The sequence below is a fragment of the Neobacillus ginsengisoli genome (assembly GCF_030813055.1).
This window is the reverse complement of the sequence record NZ_JAUSTW010000008.1, coordinates 170,210-183,103: the sequence shown is the minus strand read 5'-3', so window position 1 is coordinate 183,103 and position 12,894 is coordinate 170,210. Positions and strand designations below refer to the sequence as shown.

The window sequence follows — 12,894 nt, the reverse complement described above, 5'->3', positions numbered from 1 at the left end:
ATTTATTGGAATATTTTAAAGAGGAATTCTTAGTATCACTTTTCTAAATGTATTTGATGGGTCATAATGAACTTAGAATTCTAATAGTAGTATATATGAAAAATATTTTGTTGTAAATGCAACAAAATGATTTTAAGGGGTTTGTTATTATGAGAGAGATTCTTCGAGAAATTGGAATGATAGCAAGGGCACTTGACTCGATAAGTAATATTGAATTTAAAGCATTAGACCTAACAAAGGGTCAGTATTTGTACTTGATTCGGATATGTGAAAACCCTGGTATCATTCAAGAAAAACTTGCTGAAATGATTAAGGTTGATCGAACAACAGCCGCCCGTGCGATTCAAAAACTTGAAATTCAAGGATTTATTGAAAAGAGAAACGATGATGAAAATAAAAAAATTAAAAAGCTCTTTGCTACGGATAAAGGACTTGAAATTTATCCCTTTTTAAAAAGAGAGGGAGATTATTCAAATAAGGTAGCACTAAATGGGCTATCTCAGGAAGAAATAGAAACCATTTTTCATCTTCTTCATAGGGTAAGGAGAAATATTGACGTTGAATGGGATTATGTAAAAAAGGGAAACAAGAGAGAATATTGATTGATTTGCCAATAGTCTTTATTTAACAAACGGGTAGCGATACTTTAATAAGACATCACATTTTTCCTTATTCGACTAACAGATTAGTTTAGGGAATAATTGCTACGTGATAACAAAGCCGAAAGGAGTTATATAGGCATACAAAAATTTCATGTCTTTTTAATTTAAGGAAAAATTAATCTTGGTAGTTTAGAATAATTCTGTTAATTCTTATGATTATACTGATTTTGAAAAAAGACCTCGGGTGATAATGAATGGTTTGTGTTAGTGTAGGGTTTTTAAGAATGTATGTGAATTTGAAGGGGGTTAAATAAGAACCAAAATTGATATATTTCATTGTTTATACAAATTGTGACAAATTTCTTCTGTCCATTCTTCTATAATAGGGTTAATTTAAAAAAAGACAAAATAATCCAAAATTTAAATTTCAAAACCACAGGTAACATCGAAAAACAGGCCTAGGTTACCAGGTAAACGGAGGCAAGGGTTATGGAAAATGCAGCACGTGAAGTAGTCGAAGAAATGGGGAATAAAAGGGCAGACCTGCACAAAGGGCCAGTAAAATGGAAAATTGGAATTGGCAGTGCAGTTGTGGCTGGAGCACTCGTATTGGCGGGCATCTCTTATTATCAAACAACCCGATTCAATTCTCATATTACAATTAATGGCACAAACGTCGGTGGAATGACGGCTAACCAAGCATTACAAAAGTTAGGATCATCTGTATTAAAAAACGAAGTCTATGTTGGTCAAGAAAAAATTTTCGATGGAAAAGATACGATATTGGGATTGACGAATAATGATTTGTCTAGCGTCAAGAAAATATTAAAAAGCCAAGCGACGGTTTGGCCTTCCTCGAAGGCAAGAAATTATTCGTTGACACCAAGCAAAGCGGATCCATACATAAGCGAAACGATGAAGAATGAAATAGAAAAAAAACTTTTATTTAAGAATAAGAGTTTGAAAGCACCACAAGATGCAGAGGCCCATTTGGTACAGGGCAAAATTGTGGTTTCCAAAAGCAATAATGGAAATCAATATGATGTCCCTAAAATGGTAATAGATTATCAGAAACAGGAATATAAAAGTGTAATTCATCTGAATGCCGAATACATACAGCCTGCTAAAGAAAACAGTCCGATTGTGCAAAAAGAAGAGAAAACACTGCAAGAACTTCTTCAACGAACTGTTAGTTATTCGGTTCAGAGCCAGGTGTATTCCTTAAAAGCCAGTGATTTAATCAAAAATGCATCCTTGTCGAAAGAGGGACAGTTTACCATTGATCCAAGCGATATTAAAAACGAGATTGCTAAAATCAATACTTCTCAATCAACTTTAAATAAAAATTTCCAATTTAAGACCCATTCAGGTTCGGTCATTTCCGTAAAAGGGCAAACCTATGGGTGGGCACTTGATGCTAGTAAAGAAACAAATCGGATTCAGGAAGCCTTTGAAAAAGGAGAAAATTCAGTCGTAGCTTCTAATGTTTATGGGAATGGTTGGGATAATGTTGCTATTGGCTTTAACAACACGACGAACAATGGAATCGGCGACACCTATGCGGAAGTGTCCATTCAAGAACAACGGATTTGGATTTATAAAAATGGACAATTAGTACTCACAACTAATGTCGTGACAGGTAGACATGACGTAGGTGAAGATACACATCCGGGAGTATGGTATATTTTGTATAAACGTTCACCAGCCATACTCGTGGGCAGCGAAGTTGGAATGGCAAACTATAGAGTACCAGTGAATTATTGGGCTCCTTTTACAAATGATGGGGAAGGGTTTCACGATGCAAGCTGGCGGAAAAACTGGGCTAACACTGCCTACTTAACTCAAGGTTCAGGTGGATGTGTCAACACCCCGCCTAGTGTGATGAAATCAGTATATGATAATCTCAATACTTACGAGCCTGTTGTTGTTTATTGAGGAATAGCAACATCCCCTTTAGCAACACGTTCTTCCGATTTAGCTGTAAGCAGGAAATTGTTACTGATTTCCTGCTTTTTCTTATTAACTAAAGGAGTGCAATTACTAGGAAAAAGGGTAATACAAAAGCCCTCATAGATGCATATGAGGAAGTAGAGAACCAGGTTTTTGTCTTGATTACCCATAACCTGTTAAAATTAAAACATATACTACTAGTGATGAAACACATATTGGAAACCCTTTGGATTGCCAAGGGAGAAATATGAAGGTGATTGGGGTGAAGAACGATGAAGAAGCGGTCAAGGTTACGTAAAAGGATTCGGGAATGGCTAAACAAGAGGAAACTATGGAAAGAAAAGAATCAGAACCCACTCCCGAGTTTTGCAAACAATTGGAGAAATCGCCATCAGGAACAATTGGAAAAGCCAAAAGAATTTTATCAAAATGAAAGAACAACCGAGGAATAATGACAGATGCGATGCTTCAATATCGAAGGATCGCTTTTTTCTTATTCAAGTTCCTAATAAGGGAGTTCTTCTTGTGATATATGTAGTATATTATAAATTACTCCACTCATTTCTTTTAATTTGCTTAATTCGCTTAAAAAGTAAAACACATCGTACTCCCATTTATCTGGATTATAAATAACTATATATTCTGTATTATCAATCGTTGGAATACCTTCTTCTATTTTATCTTTTAAGTTATTTAGACTTTGTTGTGGTTGTATTTCTCTTGTGATTTGAAATAGATATTTATTCTCTCTGATTTTAGATGAAGTTGTATCGATTAATGGTATTCCGACATTTACTCGTTGCCATCCAAAAGAGTTTAGTATATTGTCATAAAATCCATTAAATAAAAACTTGTTTAGCCCGCTGCTACCTTTCCAAAGATATAATGGACAATAACTATTTTGTAAATTATTATTGATTCCTTTTTCTGTTACCAAATATAGTTTAAATTTTAGATCATCAAATCCGTCTGTTTTATGACCATTATTTCTTACTCTGTCTTTGATTATATTCATATCATAATCACTTGGTAATGTAATCTTGTATTGGGTTGCAATCATTTAATATTTTCCTCCTTATAACAAATATGGGAATATATAAGATTATTGCTTTATATTTCGGAAACTACTGCCCTTTATAATTTTTTAATTCTTCCGGCTTTTTTTGCTGCATCTTTTAATATTACCTCGATTTGGGTGTTAACACTTCTGAGTTCATCAACCGCCCATTTTTCCAGCACTTCGTATAATTTAGGGTCGATTCGAAGCGGAAATCTAACTTGTTTTCTAATACTGGCTTTTCTTTTTGTATGTATTTCTCCACTTGTTTCTTTAAATCTTTCAACTCATCCTGCATTCGTCTATTTTTGTCTAAATGATAACCCATTTGTCTGCAAAGCAGTCCTAAGTTGGTCCCATACCGTGAAATTGCAAAATCTCGTCTTCACTAAAGTTTGAGAGCTGTTGTAAAGAAGTTATCCCATTGTTTTCTAATGCTCGTCTGGCTGGTGCCGAGAGTAGTGAAAGAAATCCGTTGTCAGGTTTCCGTTCTTTCTCACAGATCGGGCAGGTCGGACAATCACTACTTTTATAGTATTTGTGTCCTTTGTTGCAAGTCCTTAAACTTTTCTTTGAAGTTGTCATTTTAAAGTCCCCTTTTTTGACATTCCGTTAGTTGAATTATCAATATGGATAACGCAAACCCCTTACATTATATTTTAACATAATATCCCATTAACCTTGTATCTAGAATTGGCCACAATAATTGAAACTGTCGATAGGATTAAACACTGATATATTTCGGAGTCCGTGATATAATAAAATTTATTATCTTGTCAAATTTGAAGATCTATACAATTCGACGAAGAAGTGATGTGTTGTAATGAATAAAGCAGAACTGAAAATTAAACATAAAACTGTTTTTTTCTTAGATAAATATTTTACGGGAGAATCGATCGACTATAAACAAATAATCGCGATCATCATGCCCATATTTGTCGATCAGGCTTTTTTAGTATTAATGAGTTTTTTAAATACCGCCATGATCAGTTCAGCAGGAGTGGCTGCCGTCAGTGCGGTAAGTATGGTAGATTCATTGAATATTTTCCTGGTCAATGTTTTTATTGCGGTTGCAACAGGCGGGACCGTCATAGTGGCGCAATATAAAGGCAGTGGAAACACGGAAATGGTATCCAAAACGGCCACACAAGCAATATCTGCTGTGACGATATTTTCTATATTAATCAGTGGTCTCGTCATTCTTTTTCATATGCCGACCTTAAACATTCTCTTTGGTAAAGCGGAAGCGGATGTTTTTCAAAATGCAAAAATGTATCTCATAGGCAGCTGTATTTCCTATCCGTTTATTGCCATATTTGAAGCTGTATGCGGCTCTTTGAGAGGGGTTGGAGAGACGAAACCATGCTTGAAATTATCATTAGTAATGAATTTAACGAACACATTCTTAAATGTTTTATTCATTACCATGTTTCATATGGGTGTAAAAGGACTCGTGATTTCTATCATTCTAGCAAGAATTCTGGGGATGGCAGCTTCATTACTCTATATCATCAAATTTAATAAGGCCTTTCGGTTCCAAATAAAAAAGGCCTTGCACGTTGATTTTTCCATTTTAAAGAAAGTTATGTTTATTGGTCTTCCCTTTGCAGCCGAACAGATATTTTTCAATGGCGGAAAGCTGCTAACGCAAACGTTTATTGTCCAATTAGGGACACTGGCGATGACGTCCTATGCCATCGGTAATTCGATTGCCGTGTTATTTCAAATTGGTCCCAACGCGCTCGGTATTTCTACCGTAACGGTTGTTGGGCAGTGTATCGGACGAAGGAACGTTGAGGACGCAAGGAAATTTATTATATCATTGATCGGTCTGGCGTCGATCCTCTTTGTGATTGCCGATGTTCTATTATTGCCATTTTTTCCGTTAATGGTAAAAATGTTCCATCCACCTGATAAAATCATTCCAACCATATTTACGATGATTTTAATATCTGCCATTGGACAACCGATTTTGTGGTCACCAAGCTTTATAATGCCATCAGCATTACGAGCAGCCGGAGACTCGAACTTTACTTCAATTGCATCTTTATTGTCTATGTGGCTGCTGCGGGTAGTCCTTGGTTATATTTTAGGAATTACTTTAGGATTTGGTATTATAGGTGTTTGGGTGGCCATGATTGTGGAGTGGGGAGCTCGAGGAATAATCTTTGCTAGGAGATTTAAAGGTAAGAAGTGGTATGCTCATAAACTCGTTTAGGAAAATAAAATTGTTGTTTACTTAATTTGCAAAGCATTACAAAGAAGTAGTTTTTCACAAATAAAAGTGGTTTTTTCGCAAATGGAAGTTGGTTTTTTCGCAAATGAAACTGTATATCCGCCAGTAAATCAGGCTATTACGTCAATTAATCCTTCCTCTCGACCTGAAAATAAATTAGTTTTGTAAAAACAAAAATGTTTACTAAAACAGACTTAAGTAAAAATAGAAAAGTAGGTCGAAATGATTTCCAATAGTTCATTCCTCCTATTCAACAATTCGAGGAATAGTAAGTAATTCTGAATCCTAGATAAATGTTTAATAAATTAATCAATTTTAAAAGAGGAGAAGAGGATTTGGCTGTCACTATTTGCTATATTAATCCCTCACTGCCATTAAATTTAAAGTTTACTGGGAAAGTTCTGGATCAATGAAATACTGTTACTAGTCCTAGAGATGCAGGGAGAGCAGACTATCCTAAACCACCAAAACATGTACAGATACAACAGCCAAAAATGATAATGAGCAATAGCCTGCCTGTCCGTTTAAAACAATAGTCTTTCCTTTTTTTAAAATTAGGCTCTGTTAAACTATAGTGTTGATTTTTTTTGAAAATAAGAAGCCAATCTACTCAAAAAGAGATTGGCTTCTTATTTTCATTTAAGCTTAATTTACTACGATTTATGAATCAAATTTACTTTTTGCTGTGAATGAAATTCATCGATCCCTTTGTCTCCATTAGAGTAAATTGCAAGTGCAAAATCCTAAAAGCGAATTTAAATACGTAGCTTGGTATTTAGTCGTTTTTTGGGAAAATCGTTTGTAAATTTGATCAATTAAGTACTTTTCCTCGGTTTTAGTAAACTTTAAATTGTCTTTTTCTTTATCAAGAACATCATAATCTCCATGAGTAAGTTGTTGATTAATGAGATTCCGTGGTGAATTCATCAATATTCAAGTCTATTAAGGAACTTGTAAACAGAGAAACTCTAAAACAGTGGCAGCTGCAAAATGACCACGATAAAAAAATGTACTTATTGCAGTTACACTTGAATACCTTTTAACTTGAAAATCTTTTAATTGAAGGCCTTTTTTTAGCAATCTTTTTTGAGGCAATTTTTGTAAACATTGTTGTTTTTACAACACTAAATCAAATTCAAGTCGATAAGCTACCGTTAACTTGTGAATATGCAGCTTTTATTTGCGAAAAAACCATTTTCATTTGCGAAAAAGGGAGTTCCATTTGCGATAAGCTTCAACCTCTAGAAAAGTGCCTTTATTAATGAGATAAAATGATCAAATCAAAGGAAATTAGGAGGATTATTTATGAAAGCTATAGTTTATAACAAATATGGTCCACCTGATGTCCTTGAATTAAAAGAGGTTGAAAAACCTATTCCTGAGGACAATCAAGTTCAGGTGAAAATTCATGCAGCATCCGTGAATTATGGGAATCTGGTTCTTTTGAAAGGGGAACCGTTCGTAGCCCGCTTTGCGTTCGGTCTTCTAAAACCAAAATACTCCATACCCGGAGGTGACATTGCAGGTCGGGTGGAAGCGGTAGGCAAAAATGTTAAGCAGTTTCAACCTGGCGATGAGGTGTTTGGCGACCTTTCCGGTTGTGGTTGGGGTGGATTTGCCGAATATGTATCTGTTCCCGAAAATGTATTAGCACCAATACCATCCAATATGTCTTTTGAAGAAGCTGCTGCGGTTCCGATGGCGGCAGTCACGGCCCTGCAGAGTCTACGGGATAAAGGCAAGATTCAGTCGGGGCAAAAGGTTTTGATTTATGGTGCCTCCGGTGGTGTGGGGACTTTCGCTGTACAGATTGCCAAATCATTCGGGGCTGAGGTAACTGGAGTGTGCAGTACGAGAAATTTAGACATTGTTCAATCGATTGGTGCTGACCATGTCATTGATTATACGAAGGAAGATTTTACTAAAAAAACGATGCGTTATGACCTGATTCTTGCTGCAAACGGATATCAACCAATTTCAGTTTATAAGCGTGCCTTAAATCCCAATGGAATTTTTGTTCACGTCGGAGGTTCCGGGGTTCAAATGTTCCAGACATTGGTCCTGGGACCTTGGATTTCAATGACCGGGAGTAAAAAAATGGGTGGATTTTTACAAAGGCCAAACCAAAAAGATCTGATTTTTATGAAAGAACTTTTTGAAGCAGGCAAAGTAAAACCTGTTATTGATAGACGTTATAAGTTGAGTGAAGTTCCCGATGCTTTCACGTATTTTGCAGAAGGTCACGCTCAGGGAAAAGTGGTCATTACTATTTGAAGAGTGAATCCGAGTTTTCTAATATAAACGTCTACTGCCTGGCAGCTGACATAAATCGTTAGCCGTATTATATAGAAAGTTTAAGAGATCTTTATTTTTTTACACCAGCACGCAATGTAGTGCCATATCACTCTATACATGTAGAGTGTGTTTGTGTGTTCTATAGGTCTGATTAAAGATTAGACTTTGTCATTGATGTGATAAAATGGAAGGAGAAAAACCACAAAGCGGTGAAAGGTTTGAGTGTAAATCATGAAGAATTGAAGCGAATGATTGATCAAATCTCTGAACAAGATGTTCTTGAGGTGTATGATTGGATATTTAAACATGAAACGGGAAAAATTAACTCTGCATCAGATGGATGTTGAAAATCTTGCAAGAGATGGGGATCTAATACGTTAAGTTCAAAAAAATCGAGAGGATCGTAGAAATAGACGTTTTTACAGCAAAGAACAGGGGCTTGAGTATCGTGTAAAAGAATCAAGGAGTCTTAAGTATGAAAAAAGAATATAGTGTTACTTGGACGCAAATAGCACTAGAAGAATTAAATAATTTACTCGCATACACTTTTGAAGTAAAGTTTGGAATTCGTTTAATCGGTTATCGTATGCACCTACTCTAACAGCAAATAAAATATCGAACGGTATCTTGGAGGGTATTGGGTAAAACTTGGTCACTATAAGGTTATCCTTGTTTTTGTGGTAATGAAGAAGCTAAGGTTTGGATAGACGGTATTAAACATAAGAGGAAAAATTTATATTGGAAAAATAAATAATATGAGTGATATATAGATCATCTGCATAAAACGCAGGTGTTTTTTTGTTGTTATTGAAAGGTTTCAAAACAATTTTACTAACTTTTTCGCATATGATTTTCACAGAGTAATTCTAAAGGATAGAAATAATTATTGGTCAGAATGTGAATTTAGTGTAATTTAAGGTGTGACTTCAACCTAGTATTTAAAGATATATTGCAGATATTGTATAGCGAATACGGGGCTTATTCGGACAGGACATGCAGGAAATTGCCTGAGATAGTCCAATACCTGGCTGAAGTGTGCATGAAAGACGGATTAATTCAGGAAGAAAGTGAAATCAGCCTTTTTACTATCAAGGTTTAATTCATTTTCTTTGCATATGTTTTCTTTATTAAAACAATCATATTTTCCAATGTTAAGAGGGTTTGCGGTTAGTCAAACTATTAAATTTCAAATTAATAATATGAATTGTGGAAAAATAAAAACCTTTTATTTATTAGGAATATATTGAAAACGCATACATCATATAATAAAATAAAATTAAAATTTCACCTTTCAGTCCCTTTCTGGACATCATTATTAGATCGATCTAATAAAAATAAGAGTAAATACCAATTGTCTAGATTGATTTAAACCTGAAATTATAAGGAGGATAAATAATGAAAAAACAATTTTCCTTAGCGTATCTGACAGTACTTGGTTGTCCGCCGCCGGAGATGACATACATCGCTGCGCGAGCAGGCTATGATTATGTCAGCTTAAGGCCTATTTACATGGGGCTGCCAGGGGAGCCAGACTTTTCATTTGCAGAAAACAAGGAGCTGATGCGGCAAACGAAAACCGCACTTTCCGAGACTGGCGTCAAACTTCTGGATATTGAACTGGCAAAGATCTTTGATGGCCTCGATCCGAAAATCTATTTATCGGCTATGGATTCAGCTGCCGAACTTGGTGGAAAACATGTTCTCAGCAGTATCTGGACAGACGATCGTAATTTTGCAATCGAACGTTTTTCGGAACTTTGTGAGCTGGCTAAACCATTCGGCCTTACTGTAGAATTGGAGTTTGTTCCGATTGCCAGCGTCAAAAACCTTGTTGGCGCACTAGATGTTCTTCGTAATGCAAAGCAGGATAATGCTGGTCTGATGATCGATTTTCATCATTTTCATCGCTCAGGGGATAAAGTGGAAGATTTGGATGCAGTACCACGCGAATGGTTTCGATTTTTCCATCTTTGCGATACAATGAAAGAAATACCTCCTTCTATGGAAGAAATGACCCGAATCCTTCGTGAGGAACGCTTGTATGTAGGAGAGGGGAGCATCGAAATTGCAAGTATTGTTAATCGAATTCCAGAAATTCCATATTCAATTGAATTGCCAAACATCAAGCGTGTTCAGGAATATGGGTTTGAAGAGCATGCACGTCGCTGCTTGCAATCAGCGAAGAACTATTTTGATCTACACCAGTGTGATGAAGAAACCATTTTTCATTTAAAGTAAAATTAGATCGATCTAATTTATGATGAAGCATCATTGGAACCAAAGATTTTGAAAAATATCTTCTTATACTATTTACGCAAGGGGGATTTCAAGATGTCATTTTATGATAAAATGTTTAGCACCTTAGGCTATAAAACATTGCAGATCATTTTTAATGTTGATGAACCGTCGCTAACGGAAGAAGAAAAGAGACTGTTGGTTCAATTAATCATATTGATGGAAAAGGATACTGAACTTAAGGCTAAAGTAAATGAAGTAATCAGTAGTAATTTGGACAATGTGGCAAAATTGGATATGTTTTATAAATTAGAAAAAAATAAAGAATAAATTATCATTTAATCAAAAAAGGAAAAGATATCCTGTTCGTGCAAAAAAATTACCTGAAAAGAGTGTTTTTAATTTATGAACAATAGAGAGTCAATAAGGGAAAAAAGTATCGTTATTATTGGATTTATGGGAGTAGGGAAAACTACAGTTGGAGAATTGGTTGCTAAAAAGCTCTATAGAGATTTTATTGACATAGATAGGGTTATTGAAAATAGTTTCAATATTCCTATTGTTGATGTCTTTAAACTTATCGGTGAGAAATCATTTCGGCAAAAAGAAAAAGAAATAATTAAGGAATACTGTGCACAAAAACTAAAGGTAATTTCTTTGGGGGGGGGAGCTTATCTTCAAGAAGATATTCGAAAAGTTACATTAGAAAATTGTATAGTTATTTTTTTAGATATTACATGGGAATCCTGGAAAGAAAGGCTTAATATTATTATTGATAGCAGGCCGGTATTGCACGGAAAAACAATGGAAGAAATTGAAGAGTTGTTTTATAAGAGACAAGGTATATACAAAAGTCATCATTCCAAACTTGAAACCGATAATTTAAATACGATCGATATTGCTGACTTTATAGTTGAATCTTTGAAAATAGCATATGAAATGTATGATCCAAATTAATAAAAAATTACTAAGCCAAGATTATTCAAGTAATCTTGGTTTTTTTCATGCAATTTAAAAGACTTTATTGAAAAAATTCGAGGAAGACTCTTAAGCTCAACTGATTCAAATTACCAAGAGCCGTGGACATAATTTTGTTCCCGCTGAAGCGTGGTAGTTATGGGATGAATTTCTTTGCAAATTCAGCAGAAATCCGGAAGGACTCATAAAGTAACCAGGATTCAGAACTTTTGAAATAGCGTAATACTCCACTAATGCTAGAACAAATAAAAAGTAGCTAAATGCTACTATCAAGGTTATAATTATATCCATAATGGAAATTGCTGGTGGCAACCGTAGAAAAAGAAGAATTGCATTGTCACCTATTTTCGATGAAAAACTTTAATTTTGAAAACGGTGAATGGATATGAATCAAAAAAAACGTGTCACCTTATTAGATGTTGCTAAGCATGCAGGTGTATCTCGTGCAACTGCTTCACTTATTGTGCGAGGAAGCACTAATATTGCTGAAAAAACACGTAAAAAAGTACTAGAATCAATGCAGGAGCTTGGATATGTTTATGATCGGGTTGCTGCAAATATGCGTTCGCAGAACACTTCAACGGTAGGTCTTATTATAACAGATATCGGGAACCCGTTTTTTTCTGAATTGCTTAGAGGTGTTCACAATTCCTTGGAAGAGGCAGGATATACGGTATTTCTTGGAACTACCTTTGATTCTGATTCTAAACAAGAACAGCTGTTATCAAGAATGCTTGAACATCGGGTTGGTGGATTGATTTTATGCCCTGTCTCTGATAGTTCACATGAAACGATCGAGCGAATCAAAAAATTAGATGTTCCGCTAATACTCGCTGTTAGGGAAATAGAAGATATAGAATTAGATTATGTCGGGATTGACTATGTGGCAGGATCACATATGGCTGTAAACCATTTAATCCAAAAGGGACATCGGAGAATAGCATTCCTTGGAGGTTCTTCAGGATCCTCTGCGTGGCAAAAAAGAAAGCAAGGTTATTGCAATGCTCTTGTACATGCTGGAATTGAAGTAGATGAATCATTAATAATTAGTAGCACTGTGACACGGGAAGGAGGAGTAAATGCAATTCAGAAGGCTTTGCATCTTCCGAATTCACCTACCGCAGTCTTTTGTTTTAACGATTTGGTCGCACATGGGGTAATGTTAGGGTTGGACGATGCCAGAAAAAAACCAGGGAAAGATATAGCGGTCGTTGGTTTTGACAACGTTCCAGAAGCATCCTTATATAATCCGCCGTTAACAACTGTTTCTTCATTTGCCCGGCAGATCGGTTCTGAAGCAGCAAGTCTTTTACATCAAAGAATTATAGATCGTGACCGCGAACTGCAAAGAATTATTATTCAGCCGGAATTGGTTGTTAGGAGTTCCTCTTAAATGTATATCCGGAGTGAGTTCAAATTTCACCCGGATATACATTTTTTATTTTTTAATTAAATTTAATTATAAGAATATTTATAAAATTGATTGAAAGGGTAATCGTTTTGTTGTATTATAATGATAACGCTTTCTTACAAAGGAGTGA

12 protein-coding genes and 1 pseudogene are annotated in these 12,894 nt (G+C 35.4%); 11 read left to right on the top strand and 2 right to left on the bottom strand.

All coding sequences use genetic code 11. The annotated features are described in order from the left end of the window. Window positions 1-149: 149 nt before the first annotated feature. From J2S10_RS21745 to J2S10_RS21735, 3 genes are all read left to right on the top strand, one after another. Window positions 150-602, top strand: coding sequence for a MarR family winged helix-turn-helix transcriptional regulator (locus tag J2S10_RS21745; RefSeq protein WP_307412313.1), 453 nt, complete (start codon window positions 150-152; stop codon window positions 600-602). A 489-nt stretch (window positions 603-1,091) separates the two neighbouring features. Continuing rightward, a complete protein-coding gene (locus J2S10_RS21740; protein WP_370876255.1) occupies window positions 1,092-2,537 on the top strand; it encodes a L,D-transpeptidase family protein in 1,446 nt (481 codons plus the stop codon). A 287-nt stretch (window positions 2,538-2,824) separates the two neighbouring features. Next, complete coding sequence (locus J2S10_RS21735; protein ID WP_307412311.1) at window positions 2,825-3,004, top strand: hypothetical protein; 180 nt, start codon at window positions 2,825-2,827, stop codon at window positions 3,002-3,004. A gap of 53 nt (window positions 3,005-3,057) precedes the next feature. Here the strand turns inward: J2S10_RS21735 and J2S10_RS21730 are convergent, their stop codons facing one another. Further along, a complete protein-coding gene (locus J2S10_RS21730; RefSeq protein ID WP_307412309.1) occupies window positions 3,058-3,612 on the bottom strand; it encodes a DUF4865 family protein in 555 nt (184 codons plus the stop codon). A 299-nt stretch (window positions 3,613-3,911) separates the two neighbouring features. Next, window positions 3,912-4,194, bottom strand: a pseudogene (locus J2S10_RS21725) (RNA polymerase alpha subunit C-terminal domain-containing protein). 238 nt (window positions 4,195-4,432) lie between these two features. On the opposite strand from J2S10_RS21725, the gene J2S10_RS21720 reads away from it, so the two are divergent. The 8 genes from J2S10_RS21720 to J2S10_RS21685 all read left to right on the top strand — a co-directional run bounded on the left by J2S10_RS21720 (window position 4,433) and on the right by J2S10_RS21685 (window position 12,746). Further along, on the top strand, window positions 4,433-5,827 hold the full coding sequence (locus J2S10_RS21720) for an MATE family efflux transporter (protein WP_307412306.1): 1,395 nt from the start codon (window positions 4,433-4,435) through the stop codon (window positions 5,825-5,827). 1,323 nt (window positions 5,828-7,150) lie between these two features. After that, window positions 7,151-8,119, top strand: a complete 969-nt coding sequence (locus J2S10_RS21715; RefSeq protein ID WP_307412303.1) for an NAD(P)-dependent alcohol dehydrogenase — start codon at window positions 7,151-7,153, stop codon at window positions 8,117-8,119. Between the two features lie 230 nt (window positions 8,120-8,349). After that, complete coding sequence (locus J2S10_RS21710) at window positions 8,350-8,487, top strand: hypothetical protein (protein ID WP_307412301.1); 138 nt, start codon at window positions 8,350-8,352, stop codon at window positions 8,485-8,487. Between the two features lie 128 nt (window positions 8,488-8,615). Then, window positions 8,616-8,741 carry a hypothetical protein gene (locus J2S10_RS21705; protein WP_307412299.1) on the top strand — a complete coding sequence of 42 codons (126 nt, stop codon included), beginning with the start codon at window positions 8,616-8,618 and terminating at the stop codon, window positions 8,739-8,741. A gap of 794 nt (window positions 8,742-9,535) precedes the next feature. Further along, the gene (locus tag J2S10_RS21700; RefSeq protein WP_307412296.1) at window positions 9,536-10,378 is read left to right on the top strand and encodes a sugar phosphate isomerase/epimerase family protein; all 843 of its coding nucleotides are present in this window, start codon (window positions 9,536-9,538) and stop codon (window positions 10,376-10,378) included. A gap of 93 nt (window positions 10,379-10,471) precedes the next feature. Continuing rightward, complete coding sequence (locus tag J2S10_RS21695; protein ID WP_307412293.1) at window positions 10,472-10,705, top strand: hypothetical protein; 234 nt, start codon at window positions 10,472-10,474, stop codon at window positions 10,703-10,705. Window positions 10,706-10,780: 75 nt separating this feature from the next. Next, window positions 10,781-11,332 (top strand): shikimate kinase, encoded by a 552-nt coding sequence (locus tag J2S10_RS21690; protein WP_307412290.1) that lies wholly within the window; start codon window positions 10,781-10,783, stop codon window positions 11,330-11,332. A 400-nt stretch (window positions 11,333-11,732) separates the two neighbouring features. Continuing rightward, window positions 11,733-12,746, top strand: coding sequence for a LacI family DNA-binding transcriptional regulator (locus J2S10_RS21685; RefSeq protein WP_307412287.1), 1,014 nt, complete (start codon window positions 11,733-11,735; stop codon window positions 12,744-12,746). The last annotated feature ends 148 nt before the right edge of the window (window positions 12,747-12,894 follow it).

Coding starts and splice junctions, on each gene's coding strand:
- J2S10_RS21695 (WP_307412293.1), top strand. CDS start 10,472: ATGTCATTTTATGATAAAATGTTTAGCACCTTAGGCTATAAAACATTG.
- J2S10_RS21735 (WP_307412311.1), top strand. CDS start 2,825: ATGAAGAAGCGGTCAAGGTTACGTAAAAGGATTCGGGAATGGCTAAAC.
- J2S10_RS21705 (WP_307412299.1), top strand. CDS start 8,616: ATGAAAAAAGAATATAGTGTTACTTGGACGCAAATAGCACTAGAAGAA.
- J2S10_RS21690 (WP_307412290.1), top strand. CDS start 10,781: ATGAACAATAGAGAGTCAATAAGGGAAAAAAGTATCGTTATTATTGGA.
- J2S10_RS21700 (WP_307412296.1), top strand. CDS start 9,536: ATGAAAAAACAATTTTCCTTAGCGTATCTGACAGTACTTGGTTGTCCG.
- J2S10_RS21730 (WP_307412309.1), bottom strand. CDS start 3,612: ATGATTGCAACCCAATACAAGATTACATTACCAAGTGATTATGATATG.
- J2S10_RS21740 (WP_370876255.1), top strand. CDS start 1,092: ATGGAAAATGCAGCACGTGAAGTAGTCGAAGAAATGGGGAATAAAAGG.
- J2S10_RS21745 (WP_307412313.1), top strand. CDS start 150: ATGAGAGAGATTCTTCGAGAAATTGGAATGATAGCAAGGGCACTTGAC.
- J2S10_RS21715 (WP_307412303.1), top strand. CDS start 7,151: ATGAAAGCTATAGTTTATAACAAATATGGTCCACCTGATGTCCTTGAA.
- J2S10_RS21720 (WP_307412306.1), top strand. CDS start 4,433: ATGAATAAAGCAGAACTGAAAATTAAACATAAAACTGTTTTTTTCTTA.
- J2S10_RS21685 (WP_307412287.1), top strand. CDS start 11,733: ATGGATATGAATCAAAAAAAACGTGTCACCTTATTAGATGTTGCTAAG.